This window comes from Planctomycetaceae bacterium (assembly GCA_041398785.1).
Lineage (GTDB): Bacteria > Planctomycetota > Planctomycetia > Planctomycetales > Planctomycetaceae > JAWKUA01.
In genome coordinates this window covers 109086-134793 of sequence record JAWKUA010000006.1, presented here as the reverse complement: position 1 = coordinate 134793, position 25708 = coordinate 109086, and the positions used below count along the sequence as shown (strand labels likewise).

Sequence of the window (25708 nt, the reverse complement as noted above, 5' to 3'; positions counted from 1 at the left end):
GGAATCTGCTACGGCGTTTCCTGAATCGTCAGTTGCTGGTTCACCGAAACGGGGCCGGGAACCACCTGACGCGTGCCCGACGGCCATTCGATCGCGATTTCATCCACGACATCGCTGCCGTCCAGACCGAAATACAGCGGCAGCACACTCTGCGAAAGATAGCCCGACTGTCCGTCCTGCACCTGCGTCAACACGCGGTTTGACACAGTAACCTGCACACGAGCACCCAGACCATTGCGATTGGATTTCGTCCCCTGCAGATCAATCGCCAGGTAGCTCCGGTCCGGATTTGCAGTGCTCAGGTCGCTGATCAGCACCATCGGCTGAGAATTGAAATCGTTCGTCACGATGTCCAGGTCGCCGTCGTCGTCCAGATCAAAGATCGCGGCCGACCGGGTTCCCAGCGCTCCCCAGACGACAACTCGGCCGGTACGGTCGCGGCACATGTCGTGATCCGCGTCGGCTCCCGAACAGTCCAGTTCATACCAGACAGCGGCCGTGCGACCATCGCGGCGCGGTTCAATTCCCACGATGAATTCAGCATCGACGAAGCGTTCGCCGGCGTCGTTCAGCAGCAGTGAATTTACGTGATAGCGAAACGGAAGATTCATGCACGAACACATCAGGACATCCTGAAATCCGTCCGCGTTCAGGTCGCCGACACTGACTCCCCACGGCCAGAAGTTTTCCGTATTTGTTTCCAGAGCCACATCGCGGAACACGCCGTCGCCTTCGTTTCTGAACAGTGCGTTGCCGAAGATGCTGTGGCCGTCTGTCTTCAGATAGGACTCAGGCATCACGGTGTCGCCGGGCCGCAGTTTCTCGTCCGATCCCAGAATGTTCTTCGACAGCTCCCACATGTCGGAGTGCATGTCGGTGATCAGCAGGTCCATGCGGCCGTCGTTGTTGTAATCGAAGGACTTGACTCCCATCGCGCCCCAGGGAGTCTTCGGGAAGACCTCGCGGCTTCTTCGTTCAAACCGCTGTCCTTCGACGTTTTCGTAGTACTCGTCGTTTCCCTGCATGCTTGTCAGATACAGATCGGTCCAGCCGTCACCGTTGACATCCAGCGGCGTGGCATCGCCCGACCAGGACACATCGACAAGTCCGGTTTCCTCCGAAACGTCCTGAAACCGGTTTTCTCCAAGGTTTCGGTACAGAATGCTGCGTTCCGACTTTGACGGGAACAAGTGGCCTCCGAATGCATCCCTGATTCCCACGAAATACGGGTACTGCTGCTGATCGGGATCGCCGTTCCATGCAACTTCGTCGGTCGTGTACACACCGACGTTGGTCAGAAACACGTCCAGCAGGCCGTCTCGATCGTAGTCAAAGAACTCCACCGACGAGGAATGCCCCGTGTAGCTCAGACCGGAATCTTCCGTTGCATCCCGGAAATTTCCGGAACCATCGTTTTCGAAGAACACATTGCCGTGGCGGACGGTCGTCACCATCAGATCCTGATCGCCGTCGTTGTCGGTATCAGCAAAGGACGCGCTGATGCTGATGCGCTGTTCCAGGGCCACATCAGCCTCGGCCGTGATGTTCTCGAACCTGCCGTTTCCGAGATTTCGCCACAGTTCGTTCGGACCCACCTGGCTGACGAAATACACATCCTTCCTGCCGTCGCCGTCAACGTCGGCAACCGCCAGACCGTTCCCGTGATCGTAGTGATTCGGCTTCCAGAACTTGCCGGCATCCATCGTGGCGTGGCTGACGAACGTGATGCCACTATCTTCCACGCGGTCCGTAAGATGGAAGCCCTTGAAAACGTTGCTTTCGTCGGCGGTCGCCAGTTGCTCTGCGCGCCGAGACTCCAGCCAGTCAGGGTCGAACACATCGGGCGGCACGCCGACGTGAGTAACCTGATCCGGATCGCCGCTGTCTTCGGAAAGCAGTTTCCGCAGGTGGTGTCGAAGCTGCCGGATTTCGTCGGCCGACTGCGAATCGTAGAAACCCCGGACTTTCCCCCGCGCGTCGACCAGGATGAACCGCGGACTGTGCGTGATCGGCATCGCGGAATCGGCCGCGGCTTCGCTGACCGGCAGCTTGAATCCATCGCCGCTGATTGACCAGATGTCCGCCCGCGAACCCGTCAGGAACTTCCACTGATTCTGATCGGCGCCGTAGCGTTCTGCGTATTCCCGAAGCACCTGCGGGGTATCGAATTCGGGATCGACGGAAAAGCTCAGAAGCCGTACCCGGTCACCGCCCGGCCAGCGGAGTATCTGCCGCTGGAGTTCCGCCAGGGCCTGAGTCTGGCGCGGACAGGTCGAGGCACAGCGTGTGAAAACAAAATTCGCGATCCAGACGCGACCTTCCAGTTCACTCGATGCAAACGCGCCTCCGTTCTGGTCGGTCAGTTCAAATTCCGGAGCGGTAAACAACTCCGGAAGACGGTCGGCGGCAGCGCCCGCGGGAGCATCGTCCGGCACATCGGGACTGGCCGACTCTGCTGCTTCATCCTTTCCGGCGACAACCGACTTCGCGGGACCATCCGCGGTCGATGGGCCGGAAGTCGTGGTCTCGCTGTCACAGCCCGTGCCCGCCAGCAGCAATGTGGCTGTTGCAAACAGACCCGCTTTCAGCAGCCACGGTGGGTTTTGTCTCCGGCGGGCGGCTCCGCTCGATTTTTCAGGACGATTCATCCGGCTTCTTTCGCAAGGTCGTGAGACGAAAATGCTGGGTGTGGCGGCGGGCGAAGGCAGTTGGGTCACTTCTGCGGGGAGGTCCGCTTTTCGAAAAGACTGAATCGTCAACTTCCCGACCGATCCCGGTTCCCAATTCAACACCCCGGAAGTTCAGGAATCGCCCGGCTGCGGATTCCGTCATCGCCGCGGCCAGGCCGCAGCAGGGACCAGTATAACGGAATCCCGAACATCAGAACGCCACTCCGGCCCAATTCACATCGCGGATGATTGGATGCGCGATCGAGCCGCCACAGCAGTGATCGACAAAGAAACTCCGAGGCGTTCAAATAGTCAAGAGACCTCCCTGCAGGTTGCTGCGTTCCGGAACAGCGGCCGCAGACGAGATATTCAAAGCGCGACGTCCTGCGCTGTCGACTGGTCGGTTCGACGAACCGCATCGCCCGCACCGGAGTCGGTTCACAGGATCACGGCGAGCCCGTCACGAATGACGGATCTGAGAATTCGCATGCTCCAACAACTCACCGTTCGCAGTCCGTCGAAGATCAACGTCTTTCTGGAGGTTCTCGGCAAGCGTCCCGACGGCTTCCATGATCTGGAAACCGTCATGCTGCGGACTCAATTCACGGACGTGATGCGGTTTTGCAACACCGAGTCAAATTCTGTTTCGCTCAGCGTTGCGACGGGAACGGACGTCCGGCTGGCGAAAGCGTTTCCACGCGACGAATCCAACCTGATTCTCCGGGCGGCCAAAGCCCTGCGGGAACACTACGGCGTGAATCAGGGTGCCGCGATCACGATCGCGAAACGGATTCCGCCGGAGTCCGGACTTGGCGGCGGCTCCGGAAACGCGGCAACAACGCTGCTGGCGCTCAACCGGCTCTGGAAACTGAATCTCCCACTGTCGGAACTGCATCGCCTGGCGGAAACGCTGGGCAGTGACGTTAATTTCCTGCTTTCAGGATTCCGAGCCGCAATTTGTCGGGGCCGCGGTGAATCTGTCGAACAAATATCGCTCGGCGGGCGTTTCTACTTCGTGTCTGTCCGGCCACGGTCGGGAAATCGCACTTCTGACGTATTCCAGGGCGTTTCGGAATTCGGGCAATTTCGCAGCGCAAATGAAATTGTTGAAAAATTTCGTGGCGGGTTCTCAAGACGGTTCGCGATTACCCCGTTCAATCGGCTGACAGAGTCAGCCGCTGCTCAAAACGACGACTTGGCGGACCTGCTGCGGCGAGCAAGCGACATTTTGAATGTTCAGATGTATATGTCAGGAAGCGGCTCATCCTGTTTCATTCCGGTTGGTTCACACCGCGATGCAGTCAGGATGGCGAACCGAACGAAGATGGTTACCGGCCTGCTGCCGCAGATTCTGTGGGCCTGAGCAACTGTCCTCACGTGGCTGGTGATTTACCCGAACCACTACGCATTTCTTGATAAAACTCTATGGGACCTCTGGGCGAGTTGGAAAAACTGGCCGTCTAGGAAAACTTTCAGACGGGCCCGATTGCTCGAAACAACCGAGCGGCATAAACAAGAGGACGCACAACGTGGAAATCACCGAAGTACGAATCAAACTGATGGACGAAGGCGACGATCGACTGCAGGGCTTCTGCTCGATTACGTTTGACGGCGAATTCGTGGTGCGGGATCTGAAAATCATCAACGGTCAGAAGGGACCGTTTGTGGCGATGCCCAGTCGGAAGCTGACTGAAAAATGCCACCGCTGCTTCATGAAGAACGAAATTCGGGCTCGCTACTGTTCGAACTGCGGTGCCAGAACAGAATTCGCCAGCGGCGCAACGTCCGGCGGAGATAATCGTTCGCGGCTGTTCGCCGACATCGCCCACCCGATCAATTCGGAATGTCGGCAGAAGATTCAGGACGCCGTGCTGCGGGCTCTGGACGAAGAGCGAGTTCGTGCTCGCGAGCCAGGTTATGTCTGCACCTACGACGACTTTGATGAATACTATGCGACGAGCCGTTCCGAAAGCATGTCTCCGTAGACGTCGTCGTCGAAGCATTTTCCGGCAGGATCTCGAAGCTCGCTGCACCCGTGTTCGGAACGCAGCCTGTCCCGTTCCTTATGGCACAGGCTGTTCCGAGGTTCCAGTAGCCAGTCCATCCATCGTGACGATGTCGTCAACCTGCAGAACTTCTGCCATGTCGACCGTCGCGTTCCACAACTGACTGAGCGCGTCCAGGTAGCTGGTCACAGCCTGAGACAGCGTCTGCTGGGCGATCACAAGTTGCGAAAAGTCGGCTGATTCACCATTCAGCCGGTAACGATCGTAGACGCCGCGGTACACGCGCACCTGATCGGGCAGCAGGTCTGTCCGATAGCTTTCCGCGATCACGACTGCCGACGATCTTCGGGCGTGGATTTCCGCAAGACGCGACATCAGTTTGTTTTGCTGATCGGTCAGGTCATTGTTCGCTCGAACGAGTTGCCCGTGGGCCGATGCAATGTTGCCCTGATTTCGATCGAACAGCGGCACGGGAACCGATAGCTGAACGTTGGTGGAATAGTCGGACAGCGGCGTCGTGTCGTCGTGTTGAAACGCCGCATACAGCGTGACGTTGGGAATGGGCGTGACCTGTTGCAGCCGCAGATTGCAGTTCGCTCCGGAAATGCGCCACCGCGCTGCGGCAAGGTCCGTATGGCGCGCCAGCATCACAGCCGCGGCCTGGTCGTAGTCGACCGCCGGAATCCGCAGTTGTACGGAACCGGCGACACTTCGGCGCGGAAGGTGCGGCATTCCGATTGCGGCGGCCAGTCGTCGCCAGGCGGCTTCGAGTTCGTTCTGCGCCTGAATGACATTGTTTCGTGACTGCACGGCAAACACGCGAAGCTGCAGCGGTTCATAGGCGGCTGCTTCACCGGCCGAAACCAGATCAATCTGTGCCTGGAACACTTCGTCGCTGAGCCTTGCGATGGCGCGGGAGAAGACTACCTTTTCCTGAGCCACCAGTGCCTGGAAGTAGCCCTGCCGGATGTTTGTCGCGAGCGTGACGCGCGCTTTTCGAAGCTCCGCTTCCGTCGCCTGCATTTCCATCATGGCGGAGTTTCGAGCGAGCACCAGCTTGTCGGCCGTCACGAATTCCTGAGAGAAGAACAGTCCGTTGTAGCCAGCGGTGCGTCCCGTGCCGATCGTGTCACCCTCATAGCCAACTGTCGGATTGGGGTACAATCCCAACTGAATGGCCTGGCCCCGAGCCTGTTCCACATCCGCTGCGGCCTGCCGGATCACGGGACTGTTTTCCAGGCCCGTTTGCTGCAGCCACGCCAATGTCACTCGTTCGCCTTCACCGGGCGCGACAGACTTCTGAACTTCAGCAACGTCCGGAAACATCGAAGCGACCAGCGAACGGCGATCGTCCGCGGACATGCCGGCATCAAGCGGCGGCATTCTGAGCGGCGCCGAGTCAGCCCCCGGAAGTTCCGGAGGAATATTGAATTGCCGCTTACCGTCCGACGCCTGCTGCTGATGATTGTCAGCGGATTCCGTTGGCAGGAACTCGGAAACGTCCGCCTGAAGCGACGCTTCCTTAAGCGGCACGGGCGACGTCTCAAGCTGCGACGACGGCTGTTCCCGATCATTCGATCCGGGCGCATCCGGTACGGGTTCGTCGGCGGGCGGAACGGCGGGCGTCAAATCTCCAGTGCGGCCGGGAGCTGGTTCTGCATCTTCAATGAACGTCAGGTCAGCGGGAGTCATCGACCGGCCAAGGAAGCAGCCTGTGCAGCACTGCACGACGCTTTTGCAGCCGGCCACTCCGGTGATCGTGAGCAGAACTGCCAGGATACCGGTGTTGACCCGAACGAAATTCTTCAGCATTACCTCGGCCTCCCTGCCGAACGGTCGCATTGCCGACACTGCGGCGGACACACTCCCGTCGGTATTGTCGGAGCAACCGATCTGTGTGCTGCAGATGTCAGCGGTTGACCGTAACAGGTCGGCCAACCGGATTGAGCCGCATGGTCCGTTCCGTCGCTGCGATCGGAACAGGAAACATCCGGCGCCTGTCAGCGGAAGCACTGCCGCTGCCGCTTCAATGGCACCACTCCGCGGATCCATGGGCAGGCTCACCGCATGAGCCATCGCCGGTGAGGTGGCGAGTTGTTGACCAGTGTGGCAGGGAATTCGCCGCTCCGGGAATACGCCGCCGCCGCTGAGCCCGCCGTCAGTGAATGCCACCGAGACCAGTGGGCATCTGAGGCAGCATGACATTTGCCGAGAACTTCGCAAATCGGCAATCGCAGGCGGGACGTGGCACACAACATGCAGCAATCGCCGATGCCGACATTTGCACCGGCTGATGATCACTGTACCGACAATCAGGATTGGAACGAATTCGCAAAGGTTGTCGCTGTGAGCCTGATCGGCTCAGCTGACGGAATTCCGGACGTCTCTGGTTGCACGGGAAACCTGCCTCCGCAGCAGGAAATCGTCAGCAGAACGCAGCGAAGTCCCGCCCCGTATTCCTGCTCAAATCAGCATTCCTGCTCGAAAACGTTACGCAAGTCAATTTCAACGAATCAAGACAGGCAGATGGTTCATGACTGAATCCACTCCGGAATTCAGGAGGGCGTCCGGGCAAGCCAGGAGCTGGAAGTGGGTCTCGCGCCTGGCAGGCATTGCGGTGGCAGTGACTGTCATCAGCGGTGCTCTGATACTTCCCGCGATCTTTGTTCCCCGCGGGGTCCGGTTGTGGCAGGAACATCAAGACAGGAAGGAACAGAAGTATCAGGAACCGCCGGCGCCACCGGCAATCGTCATTTCTGACGATGGCCGGAATGCTGTATCCGTCGGAAAAGAATGCTGGGTTGACATCGGGCTGGAAGTTGTCGGTGTCCACCCGACAGCTCCGGCCAGAACACTCTCAATGGACGGCGTGCTGTTTCTGGATCCGGATGACTACGCCATTGTGCGAACTCGATTTGCCGGCGAAATCGTCGAGGTCCGTGAAGTCCCGGATACCGATCCGCACGGAGCCGGAAGCGACAAAGCCGTTCGTCCTCTGCGTTTCGGTGACGCCGTTCAGCGGGGGGAGTTGCTGGCAGTCGTCTGGAGTCGTGAACTTGGCGAAAAGAAAAGCGAATACGCGGCCACATTGGCGCATCTGGATTTTGACCGCGAAACGCTTACTCGTCTGAATCAGGCTCGGGATTCCGTGCCGATCGGCACATTGCGGGAAGCCGAACGCCGCGTCCGCGAAGATGAGATCGCTGTTGAGCGAATCGAAAAAACGCTCCGCGCATGGCAGTTGCCGACGGAGGAAGTTGTGAAGCTTCGCAGCGACTTGATCGCGACTTCCGGCGGGGAAAAACGACGCAGCAGGAACTCACCGACAACAGTGTCGACCAGTGGGCTCGCGTGGAGATTCGTTCTCCAATTACCGGGACAATCGTCGAAAAGAACTTCGCCGCGGGAACGCTGGTAGACGTCGAGGACACATTGTTTCGCGTTGCCGACCTGAGCCATCTTGACGTCCGCGCTTTTGCGTACGAAGAGGATCTTACGACGCTGCAGCGGCTGGCCCCGTCGGATCGAAAATGGGACATCCGTCTGCGCGGCGACGCACTGTCCGGGCCGATCCACGGTTCCTTTGACCGTATCGGCAGCCTGATTGACCCCGTGCAGCATACCGGGCTGGTGATGGGCTGGGTGGACAATTCGGAGGGCAATTTGCGAGCCGGTCAGTTTGTCACAGCGACGGTAACTCTGCCGGATCCGGTGCCGATGGTCAGCGTACCGGCGTCGGCTGTCGTTGATCTGGACGCCCGGTCCTGGCTGCTTGTTCAGGATCCGTCGTCGGACGTCCGGTTTCTGCCGATGGAAGTCAGGGTCGTTCGATTTCAGGACGGCTTGGCGTGCCTGCCAGGAGCGTCCGGTACTCCGGAGGGGCCGGTCTTCACGGAGGCGACGAAAGTCGTATCGCAGGGAGCTTTGGAAATCCTTGCGGAATTCCGAACCAGCCGTGCGAAGAACAGGGCGGCTCGCGAGTCCGGACAGCCGGTTCCCGAATCGTCGGAAACAGCGGCAGTCCATTCAACGACGACTGCCCGTCAGAGCAGCGGGGGTGGCCTGTGATTGCGGGAGTCGTTCGCTGGGCCGTCCACAGTCGCATTGTCGTACTGCTGTTGATGTGCGTCCTTGCATTGATCGGCGGATACGCCTTTGTTCATGTCAACGTCGAAGCCTATCCGGACCCGGCGCCGGCAATTATTGAAGTCGTCGCCCAATACCCCGGTGCATCGGCGGAAGAGGTGGAACGGCAGGTGACGGTTCCTCTGGAAATCGCCCTGGCCGGGATGCCCGGACTGCAGTACACACGCAGCAAGTCCATGTTCGGTCTGTCTCACCTGCGAAATCAGTTCGTGTACAGCGTGGAATTCTCCGACGCCCGACAGGAAGTTCTGAATCGTCTGGCGACGGTTGCTCTGCCGAGTGGTGTCGTTCCGCAGATTTCTCCCGCGTCGCCGATCGGAGAGATTTATCGTTTCACACTGTCCAACCCGACCGACTCAACGGGTCATCAGGTCTATACGCGGAACGATCTGAAGTCGCTGCAGGACTGGTCAGTGGCCCGTGAGCTTCAGCGAGTTCCCGGTGTCGCCGGTGTTGTCGCGTGCGGCGGAACGGTCAAGCGTTATGAAATTCGTCCCGACCCCGACCGAATGCGGCAATACAACATCACGCTGGATCAGCTTGAAAGTGCCATTCGGGACAGCAATGCCAATGTCGGAGGCAGTTACATCACGGAAGGAAACAATGTGCAGGTCATCCGGGCCATTGGCCTGATCGGCGGCGGTGACGATCCGATGCAAAGGGCGATTTCTGAGACGACCCCGCAAAAGGCGGCTGCCGTCCTGCGACAGGAAGAAAACCGTCGGATCCGCGAAATCCGTGACGTTGTGATTTCGGCGGTCAGAAATATCCCGATTCGAGTCGGGATGGTGGTGGAAGGCGGACCGGAGGCCAGTGACGAAGAACTCGGACGCCGCGGTGTCGTCGTCGATCACCAGATTCGGCAGGGCCAGGTGGGAATTGCCAGACGTCGGCAAAATGAGTCGCAGTTGGCAGAACAGGCACCGGGCGAACGTCCTCCGGCGGCTGCATTCACCAAACAAAACGCGGCCGCCTCGCCGGACGATTCGCAGACCACCGACGATGATGATGTCGTTCAGGGAATCGTTCTGCTGCGCAAGGGCGAACAGTCTTTGCCGACGCTGGAACTGGTTAAGGCGAAGATCAGCGAACTGAATCGTTCCGGAAAACTACTGCCGGGCGTGCAACTTGTTCCCTACTACGACCGAACCGCGCTGATCGGTGTCACAACCGACACCGTCCACGAGAACCTGCTGATCGGACTGGTTCTGGTGACGAGTATCCTGCTGGCGTTTCTGGGCAATGTCCGGACGGCTGTGATCGTCGCGATCAACATTCCTCTGGCGCTGATGTTCGCTTTCGGGGCGATGATGGTGCGAGGCAAGTCGGCCAATCTGCTGTCAATCGGCGCTGTGGACTTCGGCATCATCGTCGATTCGACGGTCATCATGGTCGAACATGTGTATCGCCGATTGAGCGAGCCTGTCGATTTTCTGAGCCCCGAAGCTCTCGTTCACGGTTCGCGGGAAACGGTGACTCAGCATCGCGTGCTGACCGCAGCCCAGGAGGTTCAGCGCAGCCTGTTCTATTCAACGATGATCATGGTGTGCGCGCTGCTGCCGCTGTTCACGCTGAAGGGACCGGAAGGGCAGATCTTCGGCCCGATGGCCGATACGTACGCGTTCGCTCTGGGCGGTGCCCTGCTGCTGGCACTCACGGTGTCGCCGGCGCTGTGTACTTTGCTGTTCCGCAATCTGAAGCCGTCGCGGGACAATGTTCTTGTACGGCTGGTCCGCAGGTTCTTCATCGGACAGCTCATCCTGATGCTGAAACACCGAGTCCTGGCTGCTTCCGTGCTGCTGGCGGTGCTGGTGTCGACGCTTGCGGCATTGCCGATGCTTGGGCGCGAATTCATGCCGGAACTGGAAGAAGGCAACATGGTGATTCGCGGCACGTTTCCGGCGAATATTTCACTGGAGGAAGTCGCGGAAAACGCACGGCGACTTCGCCGGCTGATCATGGAATTTTCGGAAGTAGAACTGGTGGCGTCGCAGACGGGACGCCCTGACGACGGCACTGATCCGACCGGCGTCAACGAGCTGCAGTGCTTTGTCCCGCTGAGGCCCATGCAGAACTGGCCCGTTCAGCCCGGACAGGGGCGTCCGCGCACGAAAAACGAACTTGTCGAAGCCATGAGCCGGCGCGTGGAGGCCACCATCCGCGGCGCCAGTTGGGACTTCTCACAGATCATCCGGGACAACGTGATGGAATCTCTTTCCGGCGTCAAAGGAGAAAACTCCATCAAGATCTTCGGGCCGGACCTGAACGAGCTGGAATCGATCGCCAGTGCCGTCGAACGGCGGATCAGCAAAGTGCCCGGCGTCACAGATCCGGGCATCTTTCGAATTCAGGGCCAGACGAACCTGGCCTTTCCGATCGACCGCCATAAGTGCGCCGCGTGGGGTGTCCGTGTCGCGGATATCGACGACGTGGTCGCAACGGCGGTTGGCGGTAATACATTTTCAGAAATGATTGAGGGCGAAAGGCGTTTTGATATCGCCCTGCGGTGGCCGGAACACCTGCGGGATACGGTGGATGACATCCTGCAGATTCCGGTTGATATCACCAACGACAGCAATTATTCGGGGACCAGCGTTCAGCCCACAGCGTTCGGAACCCAGGTTTCGCTGCCGTCGGTCACCGGGACGACACTTCAGGACATGACGGAGTTTCTGTCGGTCACACCTCGCCGACGGCTGGGCGAACTGCTGACACCGCGCGATGAGAGCGGCAGACCGGATCCTGCCGGGTCGTTCGTCCGCAGCGGTGCGGCCGTCATCAATCGCGAACAGGGACGGCGGCTGATCGCGATCAAGTTCTCTGTTCGCGATCGCGACCTTGCCAGTACCGTCGCCGAAGCCCGGCAGGCCGTTCAGCCGCTGATTCGATCGCCCTACACAACCACATGGAGCGGTGAGTTCCAGCAGATGCAGGAAGCTGAACGGCGCATGCTGGCAACCGTGCTGCTGGCCTTCGCTCTTATTCTGGTCATGCTGTACCTGGCCTTTTTTTCGCTGCTGGACGCCGCTGTCGTATCCATGAACGTGCTGGCCATGAGTCTGGGAGGCGTCTGGGCGCTGTTGCTGACCGGTTTGAACTTCAACATCAGCGCCGCAGTCGGATTTATTTCCATCCTTGGCGTGGCGGTCATGAACGGACTGCTGATGGTCAGTTCGTTCAACGGCCTGCGGCGCAGCGGCCACGATGTCATGTCGGCGGTGATTCACGGAACAGAGCATCTGGTACGACCGATCACAATGACCGCTCTGGCCGCAATCCTTGGTCTGCTTCCCGCAGCGCTGGCGACGAAAGTGGGATCTCAGTCGCAGCGTCCTCTGGCAATCGTTGTCGTGGGAGGCATGATGATGACGCTGGCTCTGTTCAACCTTGTCCCGCTGCTGTACTCGTTCTACGGCCACCGCACACCGCCGGAAAGCAGCGGGGGTGTCAGTCACTGATACAGCCGGTGCCGTTACCGCCCGACAAAACCCGCGGCGAACGGGCCGCACGTCACTGACGGTCCGGACCGGCACCAGGGGCGGCGTTGAGCGTCAATCGCGCCGTGTGTGGCCGCGCCGCGCGGACTGAGCGTCGGGCTTCGGTGTGCGTTATCAGACGAATGCAGCCTGGCTGATTCGAGACAGCAGCCAGTGATCGATGAAACGCACGTCCGGGCCATACGGATTCAGCGGCGACTCGCTCATGCGCACGTCCAGCTTCACTCCGGCCGAACGAAGCAGTCGAACGGCTTCCACATTCCGCGCCAGCGTTTCGTTGGACGCATTCCGCGACACGGTTTGCAGTACGTGCTTTCCGCGCAGATCGCCGGGGAAAACTCCGTGCATGTGTTCCGGATCACACGTCGGATCCAGCAGGATCGCTCCGGCGAACCAGTCGGAATGCTGCAGCAGCAACTGCAGAGCCACGTCCGCTCCCGCCTGAGCACCCGCGACGAAGATGCGTTCGCTGTGAATGTGAAACGCGCGCCGCAGTCGCCGGGTCGTAATGTTTACCAGCCGTGCCAGCGGGACTTCTCCGAAACTCAGCGAATCGTGGTTCCACTCGAAGGAATCGCGTCCCGACATTCTGCGGTTTCCCCGCAGTGCCAGCCCGCAGTAATTCTGAGGACTGATGGAATGCATGACAGTTTCGATATCGTCTTCGTTGCCGCCGGCTTCATGAAACCAGATCACCAGCGGATATGAATAGTTCTCCTCGTAGCGCTCCGGGATGAAGATCGAAACGGGCCAGTCGGATTCGGCGGCGGCAGATTCTTCGGCCAGAATCTCAGGCGAATCGGTCTGCAGATCAATCAGTTCCTGCAGTTCCAGCGGCAGTGAATCAACGCCAAGCTGCGGTGTCAGAAACGAAAGGTCGTTGGACAGGCAGGGATGCATTTGAACTCGATTGAACATGAATTGGTCTTCCGTGGCTGGTTTGAGGGGTTGCGGAATTTCGGACTGCGGAGGGGTCCGCGGTCCTGCCGGGCTGAGGGCCGTTCGTCCTGATTCTGCCGGATCAGCTTTCGGACTTGATCCGCTGAAGAAGCTCCTTCAGCGGAAACTTGCTTCCTGGGCACGCGGTCGCTCTGACGACACTGTGCGGAATGATTCGTGATTCAGGGATGTTGTAATTTCGGGAGAGCGCGATGAGCAGTTCCGTAAGTGCCGTGAGTTGACGTTCAGAAGGCGGGTGGTTTTCAAAGTTGCCAATCACGCAGATTCCGATTCCAGTCGCGTTGTGCGTAGTGCTACCCGAATGCGCGCCGTGAATCTGCCCTTTCCACCGAAACGTTGGGGAAATTTCCCCGTCTTCCATGCCGGAGCCGTTACCAATCACAAAATGGTAACCAATCCCCAGCCAGTTGTTTCCGTAACGATCCTTACGTTGCCCATGTTCACGATGAATGGATTCGACGCTGCCGGAGGCGGTCGCCGAATGATGCAGCACGATAAACTGCCAGTCCCGAGCCGCCTCGGATGGCTCCCACCGAAACGTCGGACGGGATGATTCCACCAATCGCTGTGCCGTCATAATCCGTTCAGGCGCTGCTGCATCGCGTGGTGCATCACGCACCGATTCCTGCACATCCGGATTTCGTCTCGGACGCTGACACCAACAGTCATCTTCCGCCGCGCACACGGCCGAAAGCAACAGCGCCAGAGTCAGGTTGAGGCAGTGCGGCGGCTTCATTCCAGGCTTTCGAAACCAGCGAAAAACACAGTGGTCAAGTGACTCTACCCCTGCCCTAAAACCCTGTCAATAAAGCTCTTACAGTCGCACCTGCGATGCCGGCTGAGCGGCCGGATGGCGTGTCAAGTGACAGGAACTGCGGCGACTTTGATGCCCGGTCAGGTAGCCGGAATCACCACTCAGACCACCCACTTTGTCCACGTGTTGCCCCGGCCGCCGGAATTCACGATCCGCGGGATTTCCTGTCTGAGAACTGGCCTGTCGGCAGCAATCAGCCGATACGCGAAGGTCCAGTTCCGGTGTCCGTGAATGGCTGACTTTTCATGGACGCCTGCCGGATTCGGCACTAGGATTTCAAAGCGGCCATTCAGCGCACAATTCTGTCGCCGTTCAATTCCCGCTCGCCTGGCGTTCGCTGATGGGACTGACTTTTCGATGCCCCGCCTGTGGTGGCCGTTTTCGATTGCGAACTGCCGTCGAAGACCGAATCATCAGGTGCCCCACGGAAGGATGCGGCCAGCGCATCCGGCTATCAAAGCGATCCGATAGTCCGGGCTCGAATCGCGACAAGGCTCCGCCAGCGGTCGCTGGTCCTGCGGGCGTCGATCGCCCTTCACGAGCCGCGCGACGTGTCGAGGCTGAACGTCGCCGAAAGCGGACGACGACTAATACCCAGCACCGGGACCGACGACGGCCGGTTCGAAGCACTCAGCCGAAGTGGCTGATCAGTGCTGCAATTGCCGCCGTCTCCGTCGGAACCATCTTTGGCGGCTGGGCATTCTGGCGACTGCAGGCGACATCGTCTTCCCGGACGTCGATGGCGGAGACCGGAACTGCTGAGCCATCGACGCTGAAGGCGATCCGCGAACGACCGTCACAGCCGTTTGAATCAATCGATTCGGTCCGGACAGCAAGTCCCGGCGACGGGTTCGGAAACGCAGCGGACGCCGCAGGGGTCGCCGGCGCGCCTCGCGCGGAAGCAGCGACTGCGCAGGTGATGCTGATGTCGCTCGAGTTGCAGAACGACGATGCGACGCAGCGACAGCAGACGCTGAATTCCGCGCTGCTGCCGTTTCTGAACACCTACTGCGTCGATTGTCACGGTCCGGATACCGAAATGGCCGGCATCGCTGTCCATCAACTTAAGTCAGTGGATCAGTTCCTGCCGCAGCGAAAGGCTTGGGAACGTGTCTACCGGATGATCAATTCCGGAGCGATGCCGCCGTTCGACCACGACGTCCGGCCGGAACCGGCGCAGTCGAAACTCGTGGCGGAATTCCTGTACGACGAGCTTTACAACTTCGACTGCTCACCGATCGACAACCCCGGCCGTTCGACGATTCGGCGGCTGAATCGTGTGGAATACAACAACACGGTTCAGGATCTGTTCGGCATCACAATTCGACCGGCGGACGACTTCCCGTCCGATGACGTCGGCGAAGGATTCGACAACATCGGCGATGTGCTGAGTCTGCCGCCGCTGCTGCTGGAAAAGTACCTGATTGCCGCGGAACAGGTGGCCGCCGAAGTGATTGACACGACGGACTATTCCGTGCCGCGGAAGACGCGGCTGTCCGGTGAAGAACTCACGTCATCGCTGGGAGACAACAACTTCAGTCAGGATTTCCGTCAGTTGAATACTGTTGGATCGCTGTTCGGCTACTTCGAAATCTCGGTGGCGGGGGAATACGAAATCACGGTCGAAGCCGCGGCAGATCAGGCCGGCGACGAAACGGCCCGCTTCGCAATGTCCGTTGACGACAAACCGCTTCAGGAATTCCGCGTGAACGGCCAGCGCAAGCCGCGAACGTTTACGCGCAAAGTTCGGCTCAGCGCCGGGCGAACAAAGATCAGCGCGGATTTCCTGAACGATTTCTATGACCCCGATGCTCGCGACCCGGAACGGCGTGACCGCAATCTGGGAGTTCGGTTCATCGAGCTGAGCGGCCCGGCAGGCGGCGGCGACCCGCAGTATTCCGAAGCTCACCGGCGATTCGTGACCGCTCGTCCGCACGATTCACTCTCACCACGCGACGCGGCGAAGCAGGTTCTGAAACCGCTTCTGGACAGGATTTTCCGACGCCCGGCCAGTGATGCTGACGTTGACCGCTATGCCGGACTTGTCCAGCAGACAATGGAACAGGACGGCGATTCGTACGAACAGGGACTGTCGCTTGCGCTGCAGGCGGCGCTGGTGGCACCGGAGTTCCTGTTTCGCATGGAAAAAGATCCTCCGGCCGGACAGTCCCATCGGCAGCTTGATGACTTCGAACTGGCGTCGCGACTGTCGTATTTTCTGTGGAGCACCATGCCGGACGATGAGCTGTTTCAACTGGCTGGACGATCCGAACTGCACAAGCCGGAGGTCCTGAAGCAGCAGATTCGCCGAATGCTGCGGCACGACAAGTCCCGCGCGCTGTTTGACAACTTCGCGGCTCAGTGGCTAAGTCTTCGAAACCTGAACGACGTCACTCCCAACCCCGATCTCTTTCCGGACTTCAGTGCGGATCTGCGGTCCGACATGCGTCGCGAAACGGAGCTGCTGTTCGAAACCATCGTCCGGGAAGACCGCAGCGTTGACGACCTGTTGTCAGCCGATTTCACGTTCGTCAACGGCCGGCTGGCCAGACACTACGGAATCGCGGGTGTCGACGGAAACGACTTCGTGCGCGTCTCGCTGAGCGGCACCAATCGAGCCGGCGTGCTGACTCACGCCAGCATCCTGACGGTGACGTCAAATCCCGGCCGCACCAGCCCGGTCAAACGCGGCAAGTGGATCATGGAAAACATCTTCGGCGAATCGCCGCCTCCGCCTCCGCCGGGAGTTCCTCCGCTGGAAGCCACCGCGGCCGCACCGGACGCGACTCTGCGGGAACGGCTGGCCAAACATCGCGAAGATCCGGGCTGCGCGTCGTGTCACACGGTCATGGATCCCCTGGGCCTGGGGTTCGAGAACTTCGACGCCGTCGGCCGCTGGCGTGACACGGATGGCGGCAAACCTGTCGACGCGGCCGGAGTCCTGCCGCCTGGTGTGTCCTTCAACGGACCTCTGGAACTGATCGAAATCGTGAAGAGCCGCCGGGAAGACTTCATGCGAACGATGGCCGAAAAAATGCTGGTCTACGCAATCGGCCGCGGGACCGATTATTATGACAAATGCGCCGTGGACGATTGCCGCAGGAATATGCAGCAACACGGCAATCGTTTTTCCGCGATGGTGGAAGGAATCGTTCTGTCCGACCCGTTCTTGAAACGTTCATCGGCGGTTCGGGACTGACTGTCGTTCATTTCCGCCGCACTTCGTTGCAAGGATCTCGCCATGTTCCCGACTCGCCTGCCTCGCCGGACTGTTCTTCGCGGTTTCGGAGCCGGTCTGTCACTGCCCCTGCTGGACATCATGCTGCCCGGGGCGGCGGCCGCCGGAGCCTCCGCAGCGCCGACGGCACCGGTGCGCATGGCCTGCCTGTTCTTCGCGAACGGAGCCATTATGCAGAAGTGGAAACCGTCCGGCAGCGGTCGAAACTTCCAGTTCAACGACACAATGCAGCCGGTCGCCCCAATGAAGGATGATCTGCTGATTATGAGCGGCCTGACTCAGCACCACGCGCGGGCCAACGGAGACGGCGGCGGCGACCATGCTCGAAATGCCAGCGCCTTTCTGACCGGAGCTCAGCCGCGCAAGACTTCCGGCGCTGACATCTTTGTGGGAGTTTCTGTCGACCAGGCCGCCGCGCAGAAAGTCGGGCATCTGACTCGGCTGCCGTCGCTGGAACTGGGGATTGAACGAGGCCGCAACGCGGGAAGCTGCGATTCGGGATACAGCTGTGCCTATTCAGCCAACATCAGCTGGAAGGCACCCAACACGCCGACCGCCAAGGAAATCAATCCCCGGCTGGCCTTTGAACGCATCTTCGGAAACCCGGGCGACACGGCGACCCAGGAACGCCGCAATCGTTATCGAAAGAGCATTCTGGACTTTGTCGCCGATGACGCGAGTCGGCTGAGAAACACACTGGGAGGCAGCGATCGCCACAAGCTGGATGAGTACTTCACCAGCGTCCGGGACGTCGAACAGCGTATCGATCGCGCCGGTCACATGGCTCCGTCATACGTTCCCGAAATGCAGCTTCCCGACGGAGTCCCCGCCGATCTGAAGGAACACATCCGGCTGATGTACGACATTCTGCTGCTGGCGTTTCAGACCGATGCGACTCGCATCAGCACATTCATGCTGGCCGACGCGGGCAGTAATCGCACGTATCCGGAAGTCGACGTCAAGGATGGTCATCACGAACTGTCGCATCACCAGGATGATCCGGAGAAAATGACCCGGATCGCACGCATCGACAAATACCTGGTGGAACAGTTTGCCTGGTTTCTGCAGCGCATGAAGTCGGTTAAGGAAGGCGAAAACACACTGCTGGACAACAGCATGATCCTGTACGGCAGCGGGATTTCCGACGGCAACCGTCACAATCACGACGACCTGCCGATCATCCTTGCCGGTCGCGGCGGCGGGACCGTTGACACCGGACGTTTCCTGGAATTCCCGAACGAAACGCCGTTGAACAACCTGTTCCTGTCAATGACCGACCGGCTTCATGCGGGCATCAAAGAACTTGGGGACAGCACCGGCTCACTGAACATCGGATGACGCGGTCCGTGGACGGTTTGCATCCGTCGCGGGCAAATCAAATCCACTACGAACGTCGGTTTTGTCCCTGACGAAAGCCCCGTTCACCATAGAACACGTGTCCGTAGCTGTGATTTCCGGCGGCGTGATAGTGCGGGTAGTAGCCGGCATCGTGCGAACCTTCCCAGTCCGCTTTGCCTTTCTGCACGTCCTTGGCCAGAGCCTTCGCGTCGGCACCCATCGGAGTGTAAACGTCCTGACCTCGCCGGATCCGGTCCAGTGCCTGGTTGCGGGGAATCGGCCGGCCGATTTCACTGACGGTGCCCCGCTGAAACTCATAAAACCGACCGCTGATGGTGCCGCTTGCCATTCGTTCGCTCCACTTCAAATCGGGACGTGCCGGTACCGAACCCGTCCCCCGGGGGATACTTGTCCCCACAATTCTCGTGGCAGGGCGAAACGTGTTGCGTGGAATTTGCGGCGAATTACCGGACGGCAGTGCCGCGTTCCCGCTCAATTCCGTCGCCGGTCGCGCAGAGGGCTGTTGCAATTGGTAGGCTGCTGAGTCGCGGTGTTCTGCGCCGTGACGCCACGATGCCGTCCTTCACGATCACGAAGCCTTCGCAGTTGAGAATCTCATGCCAGCGGTGTCCGTCGTTGTTCCGGCTTACAACGAAGCCAGGTCCATCACCGGTGTCGTCGCCGAAATTCGTCGGCATCTGGAAGCGGCCGGGATTGAACACGAAGTCATCGTCGTCGTCGACGGCGCCACCGACGACACCGCAAAGTTCGCTCGCAAAACGGCCGATCAGGTCGTCGAACATCCTCAGAACTTCGGCTACGGTCGCAGCCTGAAAAGCGGGATCACCGCCGCTCGGTACGACTTGATCGCCATCACGGACGCGGATCAGACGTATCCCGTGGATCGGATCCCGGAAATGATTTCGCTGGCCGAACGATTCGACATGGTCGTCGGCGCGCGTCAGGGCCGGTTTTACCAGGGCAGCACGTTCAAACGCTGGGGACGAAATGTGTTTCGGTGGCTCAGCGAATTCTCCGCCGGCCAGAACATTCCCGATATCAACTCCGGGCTGCGAGTCTTCCGGCGCAGTCAGATCGTCAGGTTCTTTCCGATCATCAGCGCGGGATTTTCCTTCACCACGACTTCGACGCTGGCGTATCTGCACAACGATCTCAGCGTGCACTACATCGCGATCAAATACGGTCAGCGGGAAGGGCGGTCGAAAGTCCGTCACGTGAGGGATTCACTGCGAGCTCTGCAGATCATTGTCGAAGCAATCCTGCGCTGTAATCCCGTCAAAATGTTTCTGCTGCTGGCCACCCCTTCGCTGTGCTGGCCCTGTGGTGCGGACTTGCCGCCGTTCTGTGGAAAAGTGCCGTCTGGTTTCTGTGTGCCGTTGTCGCCGCTTCCGCCGCTGCCCTGGTTCTGGGACTGGGGTTCCTGGCGGTTGCCGTCATGCCTCAGCGACCAGTCTTTGACGACGTGCCGGGATCGCGGTCGCGGCTCAGATACGAACAACAGCACGAAAGCCGGCGATCGGCCGCCCGACAGTCCGCGCGGTGACGGCACAGTGATCCGCGACGGAGATACGCCGGATGCAGTCTGAATCACAGCCGGGCAGCGGCGGTGGGCCCGCTTCCGACAGGTGCGGACACCATGAGAGCCCCTGCCATGCGCGAACGCATGCAGGCGTATCCGCGCTTTATCTGTTCCGCTGCGTCCAGAGGTATCTGGGTGATCGCGTCTGGGAATCAGGTCGGTTACGGAACATACACGGCCATGCTGCGGAGATTGATCGCGTCAGGTGCTGGCCACCGATATCGACCCGGCGTGTCTGGACGCCGTGCGGAATCGTTCGTCGAGCGACGACGCGTGCGGAAATCGTGGATCTCACCGACGAAGCAGCGTCCGCACGTCGCCAGCTTCGAGCCGATTCGATTGTGTGTTTCAATGTGCTGGAACACATCAAAGACGATATCAACTGCCCTTGCGATGGATGAAGGACGCCGTCGCACCGCACGCGATGCTGGCGCTTGATCGTGCCCGCTCACCAGCTGTTTGGAAAGATGGATTCGAAGCAGGACGCTCCGCCGCTACTCACGCCGACGCGCCCGCCGAAGCACTGCGCGCCCGCCGGCACGGATCGTTCATCGAACGCGTTATCTGAACATGACCGGAGCCGCCGGCTGGTGGTATCACAACCGATGTCGCGAACGAGACCGGCGGCGGACGATTCCGTGAATCGCCAGATGCGGTCCGCCGACCGCTGGCTTCCCAGACTCGCGCGCGTCACCGATCCGCTGTTCGGTTTCATCACCGGCCTGTCCGTGATGGCAATCGGCAAGGCTCGCCCAGACGACAACGCGCCGCGCGTCATTCTGCTCCCCGGACCGCCCGCAAGCAACCCCTCCCGGCCGACGGCCAGGCTGGGAGGGTTCGAACGAGCGAAGCAAGTTCGGGGGCGGGCGAACGGCGCGTTGATCGATCTGCGATGGCCGCACGTCGATTGCGCGTTCGGCCGTTCTGCCACTTCGCTCCGCCCGTGTGACTTCCTCCCGGAAGCGGCGCCCGTGGGTGAAGCTGCGGAATGCCAGTCTCCGGCATGCGCTTACCCACAAACGGATATCACGTTATCGGGATCCGGTACTTTTCAGGCGCGCGGCAGATGAGAATTTACCATTTCAGAGCGGCAATTGCTTCACCCTCCCGTTTCAACGGGAGGGTCGCCGATCGAATGCCGTTCAGGCGTTCGATCGCGGGGAGGGTGACCACGGCGAATTTCCGTTGCGTGGACGCCCTCCCCTCGTTTGATCGCCTGCACGGCGATCAAACTTCGACCCTCCCATTTCAACGGGAGGGACTATTCTCATCTGTCGCAGGCCTAAGGCGTGCGGCAGTAGAGAATTTACCTGCCGCGGGGTTTGAGTGGCTTGATGGTGACGTCGTATTTGCTGAGAGTTGTTGATCGTTCGAGTCGGGCGTTGATTTGTTTCATTTCGGCGTTGGTGACCGGAGCGTCATTGTGATACGGGTCGTCGATCTTGTGAACGCTCGGATGTTGACCACACCAGGTCATTCTCAGGGCACACGCGCGGACGACGTGCCAGCAGGTCAATAGCACACCGTTCCATTTCCGCTGCAGCGACGACCAGCAGCGTTCGATCGGATTATATTTGCTGTGATACGGCGGGTAATAAATCAGTCGAACCTCCAGGCCCGAGAAGTCGGCGAACTGAACCATCCGGCGAAGAAACTTTCGCGTGACTCCCGAATTCTTCGGTCCGTTGTCGAGATAGATCACCAGACGCCGAATACCCCGGCAGCGACTGCGAACTCCTTCCCACCACAGCGTCAGGCCGTCGCCCCAAAAGTCGCTGCATTCACGCGTCCCGAAGATCAATGTGAGCAAACCACTGGCCAGTTCCAGCACACCGAACGGAACCAGCTTGTCTTTGGTCGGCGGGTCATGGTCCCACGCCTTGACGACGTTTCCGTCGCTGTCGGTTCTGGTTTTTTCCCCCCTGAGAGTATTCGCCCAGTTTTACTTTGGCCTTCGTGTCGACCGAAATTTCCAGTGTTTCCGGGTCGTCGGCGGCAGAAGATCGCACCGCCTTCACGTTGTCAAAGATCGCATCGGTGTGTTCCGTTTTCTTCAGAGGTTTGCCTTTCTGAATCCGCTTCAGCCGATAGTTCATGCGATTCAGAATGTCGCGAAGCGTGCGTTCGCTCGGCAGTTCGGCTTCGGTGTAACCTTTTTCCTGCAGCGCCGCTCGCACCTCCGCGGCCGACAGGTTGGTGTAGAGCCGCCTGGTTTTCAGTTCCGGGTCCGGCTGCGTGTGTGGCTCGACGATCAGCCGGATATCGATGGCCAGTTGCGGGTGCTGCTGTTCGGTCGGCCGGCGTCCCCGGTTGCCGCTGGACGGCCGACTGGCAAGCTGCTCCCCGGTCAGAGCCCGTTCGGCCATTCCCTTTTCGATCGTCTTACGTCCCCAGCCAAACCGATACTCCGCCTGCCGCGAACTGCCGTTACACAGCGTGCTGCAAACATCCGCGAGAAACATCCGCCGCCCCGATCCCCGCATCTGACGGGCCGCCGAAATCAACAACTGATCTGCTCCGCCATCCATGGCAATCCCCCTTGTTCACTCACCTCATCCCAAAACCGATTCCCCCGTAGTGTCTCGCCTCGATCCCATTGCATACAGACCAGTTTACAGGGAAATTCTCATCTGCCCCACGCCTAAGAGGCACGATGCGTGTCGGGGTTTCCGTTGAACACGACGGAAGAGCCTGATGACGGAAACATTTCCGTCACCGGACACTATTTGATTTCCACCAACTGATTCACGACGTCGTCCGACGATACACTTTCTGCCTGGCCTTCGAAGTTCAGAATCATGCGATGCCGCAGGACAGGGTGAGCGGCCGTCTTCAGGTCATCTTTGGCGACATGATAGCGACTGTCCAGAATTGCCAGGATCTTTGCGTACAGAATCAGCGCCTGGGCGCCTCGCGGGCTGGAACCGTACCGCACGTATCGGCGAACCATGTCGGTGGCGAGTGGCTGGTCGGGGTGAGTCGCCAGGACCAGGTCGATCGCAAATTGGCGCACGTCATCGGCAATCGGAATCTGCCGGGCCAGCCGCCGCATTTGCAGAATTCGTTCGCCGCAGATCACGGCTTCCGCTTTCGGTTCCTCAACGGCGGTTGTGCGGTCCAGGATCGTGACCAGATCCTGCGGCGTCGGATATCGCACCATCAGCTTAATGAAGAAACGGTCAAGCTGAGCTTCCGGAAGCGGATAAGTGCCTTCCATTTCCAGCGGGTTCTGAGTTGCCATCACCAGAAACGGCTTCGGAAGTTCGTAGGTCTGACCGTTGAGCGTCACACACCGTTCGGCCATTGCTTCCAGCAGCGCCGACTGCGTCTTGGGAGTCGCGCGATTGATTTCGTCGGTCAGGACGATGTTGGCGAAGATGGGGCCCTTCTGGAATTCAAATCGCCGGCCGCCGTCGACCGCTTCCAGAACAATGTTGGTGCCGACCAGGTCTGCGGGCATCAGGTCCGGCGTAAACTGAACTCGCGAAAAATGCAGGTGCAGCGCGTCGGCCAGTGTCTTGACCAGCATCGTCTTTCCCAGCCCCGGCACACCTTCCAGCAGAACATGGCCGCCGCCGATCAGCGCGGCCAGAGTGCCTTCGACAATGTCCTGTTGCCCGACGATGACTCGCCCGATTTCATCTTTCAGCCGGTTGAAGTCGGTGCGAAAACGTTGCAGTTCGGCGTCCAGTGATTCAGATTCAGGCATTGGCTGCGGCGGGAAAAATGAAGGTGAGTTGCAGGAGGCCGAACTGTAGTCGACAAAGCCGCCGCGGAAAACGACGCGGCGCGACGTCGTGCCGTCGTTATCCGCGCCGCACCGGAACCGTCGCTGCTGAGCCCTGTTGCGAAGCGACGGACGCTTCGGATACCGTACACTGCAGGTGTTTCGCTGACTTCCGGAAGACAGATGATGGCGGAGTTTGAATCACAGACGGAATTGAAATGTCCTGTCCTGGCGCTGCGCGAGTTCCTGCTGCGGCCGGCCAATCTTCCTCAGATCAGCGATCCCGACCTGCAGTTGGAAATTCTGAACGCCCCGGCAGTCATCAGCGAAGGCGATGAAATCGAATTCCGAATCACGGCGTATGGATTCAAGCAGCGGATGCGTCACCGATATGTCGAAGTCGCTGAGGCTCAGATTATCGCCGAGCAGATTGAAGGTCCGGCCCGCTCCTGGCGGCATACGCAGCACATGCAGGCCGGCGACGATCTGTCCATCTGTTCGCTGACGGATCGGGTCCTGTTTGAACCTCCCGGCGGAATGCTGGGATTTGTCATGACCGAGGCCAGAATCCGTGAGTCGCTGCGGGACGGAATGGACGTTCGCTACGAAACTCTTCGCGAGCTGCTGGAGGACTGATCCCCATGCCACTGACGCCGGAACCGCAACCGCCGAAGCAGGAAGTCCCGACTGTCGCCATCGCTCTGATCGTTGGCGGCTTTATGGTGGTCGCGTTCTTTGGTCTGATCGCGATTGTAATTCCCGGAGCCGTCCAGATGGGCGGCGCGATGTTGCTGCTGATCGCGTTCTTCGCGGCTCAGTATTTCGTCTGGGGTCGACGGCTGCACGCTTATGTCGTGAAACAGGAGCGACTGAAGAACGAAGCCCATGCCAACGACGATTCGCCCGGCGCCGAATAGTCCGGCGGCGAATCGTCACCGCGTTGCATGCCCGTGCCCGGTCGGCTGTCGGGTGTCATGTCATGGGTCCGGATGTGCGCTCGACGCTCGGGAAGTCGCGGCTACCGATTTCCGCGCCCGTTCGATCCATCAATACTCGGCTGACGAAGTGCTCGTGCTTTGTCAGCTCCGATTTGATCCGTTGTGTGGCACTGGCCGTGGGGGAGCTGTCCGCAGCGAAATCGCACTGGTACAGCCAGTGCCACACTGCACGACACGTTGGCCAAAGCGTTATGCGGCAAACCGGACGGAGTGGTACAGGCACAGTGCGACGGCGGATGCGTCGGCTACGTCGTTGGGTTCCGGAATCGAATCGAGGCGCAGTTCGGCTTTGACCGCGTGCTGAATCTGTTCCTTCGGTGCTCGCCCGTTTCCGGTCAGCAGTCGCTTGATCTGAGTCGGCGTGTAGTGCACAACGGGCACGTCATGGTCGGCCAGAGTCAGCAGGATGGCGCCTCGCACGTGGGCCAGCATCAGAGCGGTTTTGACATTCTGAGTGTGCGAGAAGATCTGTTCGATGCCGACGATTTCCGGCTTCAGTTCGTCCAGCACGTCACGCAGCCCGCGAGCAATTTCCTGAACGCGATGCTGCAGGCTGGCGGTCTTGCTGGAACGAAGAATGCCGCCTTCCACAAGCAGCGGACCGGATCGCCGCCGTTCCAGAAGCGCGTAGCCGGTACGGTTCAGTCCGGGATCGATGCCCAGATACCGAATCTGACCGGTGCCGTGCTGGTTTGCGGAGTCGGCGAATGACATG

General features: G+C 59.7%; 19 protein-coding genes. 10 read left to right on the top strand and 9 right to left on the bottom strand.

The features are described 5' to 3' along the window. Nucleotides 1–8: 8 nt before the first annotated feature. The gene (locus R3C19_09040) at nucleotides 9–2648 is read right to left on the bottom strand and encodes an FG-GAP-like repeat-containing protein (GenBank protein MEZ6060493.1); all 2640 of its coding nucleotides are present in this window, start codon (nucleotides 2646–2648) and stop codon (nucleotides 9–11) included. A 508-nt stretch (nucleotides 2649–3156) separates the two neighbouring features. Between R3C19_09040 and ispE the strand changes: the two genes are divergently transcribed. Continuing rightward, entirely contained in the window at nucleotides 3157–4032 is an 876-nt protein-coding gene (ispE, locus tag R3C19_09035) for a 4-(cytidine 5'-diphospho)-2-C-methyl-D-erythritol kinase (GenBank protein MEZ6060492.1), read from the top strand. 166 nt (nucleotides 4033–4198) lie between these two features. Beyond that, complete coding sequence (locus R3C19_09030; GenBank protein ID MEZ6060491.1) at nucleotides 4199–4654, top strand: SpoVG family protein; 456 nt, start codon at nucleotides 4199–4201, stop codon at nucleotides 4652–4654. A gap of 78 nt (nucleotides 4655–4732) precedes the next feature. On the opposite strand, the gene R3C19_09025 is transcribed toward R3C19_09030, so the two are convergent. Beyond that, nucleotides 4733–6487, bottom strand: coding sequence for a TolC family protein (locus R3C19_09025; protein MEZ6060490.1), 1755 nt, complete (start codon nucleotides 6485–6487; stop codon nucleotides 4733–4735). A gap of 721 nt (nucleotides 6488–7208) precedes the next feature. Between R3C19_09025 and R3C19_09020 the strand changes: the two genes are divergently transcribed. The 3 genes from R3C19_09020 to R3C19_09010 are packed head-to-tail and all read left to right on the top strand — an operon-like array spanning nucleotide 7209 to nucleotide 12279. Further along, complete coding sequence (locus R3C19_09020) at nucleotides 7209–8093, top strand: hypothetical protein (GenBank protein ID MEZ6060489.1); 885 nt, start codon at nucleotides 7209–7211, stop codon at nucleotides 8091–8093. Then, on the top strand, nucleotides 8027–8743 hold the full coding sequence (locus tag R3C19_09015) for an efflux RND transporter periplasmic adaptor subunit (GenBank protein MEZ6060488.1): 717 nt from the start codon (nucleotides 8027–8029) through the stop codon (nucleotides 8741–8743). The genes R3C19_09020 and R3C19_09015 overlap by 67 nt, the downstream gene beginning before the upstream one ends. Further along, nucleotides 8740–12279 carry an efflux RND transporter permease subunit gene (locus R3C19_09010; protein MEZ6060487.1) on the top strand — a complete coding sequence of 1180 codons (3540 nt, stop codon included), beginning with the start codon at nucleotides 8740–8742 and terminating at the stop codon, nucleotides 12277–12279. Before R3C19_09015 ends, R3C19_09010 begins: the two co-directional genes overlap by 4 nt. 153 nt (nucleotides 12280–12432) lie before the next feature. Here the strand turns inward: R3C19_09010 and R3C19_09005 are convergent, their stop codons facing one another. Beyond that, a complete protein-coding gene (locus R3C19_09005; GenBank protein ID MEZ6060486.1) occupies nucleotides 12433–13236 on the bottom strand; it encodes a hypothetical protein in 804 nt (267 codons plus the stop codon). Between the two features lie 103 nt (nucleotides 13237–13339). Further along, entirely contained in the window at nucleotides 13340–13855 is a 516-nt protein-coding gene (locus R3C19_09000) for a peptidoglycan recognition family protein (protein MEZ6060485.1), read from the bottom strand. Nucleotides 13856–14831: 976 nt separating this feature from the next. Here R3C19_09000 and R3C19_08995 point away from each other — a divergent pair. Beyond that, on the top strand, nucleotides 14832–17291 hold the full coding sequence (locus R3C19_08995) for a DUF1592 domain-containing protein (protein MEZ6060484.1): 2460 nt from the start codon (nucleotides 14832–14834) through the stop codon (nucleotides 17289–17291). Between the two features lie 42 nt (nucleotides 17292–17333). After that, nucleotides 17334–18668, top strand: coding sequence for a DUF1552 domain-containing protein (locus R3C19_08990; protein MEZ6060483.1), 1335 nt, complete (start codon nucleotides 17334–17336; stop codon nucleotides 18666–18668). Between the two features lie 46 nt (nucleotides 18669–18714). Here R3C19_08990 and R3C19_08985 read toward each other — a convergent pair whose 3' ends face one another. Next, nucleotides 18715–19017, bottom strand: coding sequence for a hypothetical protein (locus R3C19_08985; protein MEZ6060482.1), 303 nt, complete (start codon nucleotides 19015–19017; stop codon nucleotides 18715–18717). A gap of 268 nt (nucleotides 19018–19285) precedes the next feature. On the opposite strand from R3C19_08985, the gene R3C19_08980 reads away from it, so the two are divergent. Continuing rightward, nucleotides 19286–20275, top strand: coding sequence for a glycosyltransferase family 2 protein (locus R3C19_08980; GenBank protein ID MEZ6060481.1), 990 nt, complete (start codon nucleotides 19286–19288; stop codon nucleotides 20273–20275). A gap of 1299 nt (nucleotides 20276–21574) precedes the next feature. On the opposite strand, the gene R3C19_08975 is transcribed toward R3C19_08980, so the two are convergent. From R3C19_08975 to R3C19_08965, 3 genes are all read right to left on the bottom strand, one after another. Further along, nucleotides 21575–22114, bottom strand: coding sequence for a transposase (locus tag R3C19_08975; protein ID MEZ6060480.1), 540 nt, complete (start codon nucleotides 22112–22114; stop codon nucleotides 21575–21577). Nucleotides 22115–22133: 19 nt separating this feature from the next. Further along, the gene (locus R3C19_08970; GenBank protein MEZ6060479.1) at nucleotides 22134–22796 is read right to left on the bottom strand and encodes a hypothetical protein; all 663 of its coding nucleotides are present in this window, start codon (nucleotides 22794–22796) and stop codon (nucleotides 22134–22136) included. A gap of 194 nt (nucleotides 22797–22990) precedes the next feature. Beyond that, nucleotides 22991–23977, bottom strand: coding sequence for a MoxR family ATPase (locus R3C19_08965; GenBank protein MEZ6060478.1), 987 nt, complete (start codon nucleotides 23975–23977; stop codon nucleotides 22991–22993). A 201-nt stretch (nucleotides 23978–24178) separates the two neighbouring features. Between R3C19_08965 and R3C19_08960 the strand changes: the two genes are divergently transcribed. Together R3C19_08960 and R3C19_08955 are read left to right on the top strand one after the other, a co-directional pair. Next, the gene (locus tag R3C19_08960) at nucleotides 24179–24631 is read left to right on the top strand and encodes a hypothetical protein (GenBank protein MEZ6060477.1); all 453 of its coding nucleotides are present in this window, start codon (nucleotides 24179–24181) and stop codon (nucleotides 24629–24631) included. A 5-nt stretch (nucleotides 24632–24636) separates the two neighbouring features. Then, complete coding sequence (locus R3C19_08955) at nucleotides 24637–24912, top strand: hypothetical protein (protein ID MEZ6060476.1); 276 nt, start codon at nucleotides 24637–24639, stop codon at nucleotides 24910–24912. 270 nt (nucleotides 24913–25182) lie between these two features. Here the strand turns inward: R3C19_08955 and ruvC are convergent, their stop codons facing one another. After that, nucleotides 25183–25707 (bottom strand): crossover junction endodeoxyribonuclease RuvC, encoded by a 525-nt coding sequence (ruvC, locus tag R3C19_08950; protein MEZ6060475.1) that lies wholly within the window; start codon nucleotides 25705–25707, stop codon nucleotides 25183–25185. Nucleotide 25708 lies beyond the last annotated feature (1 nt).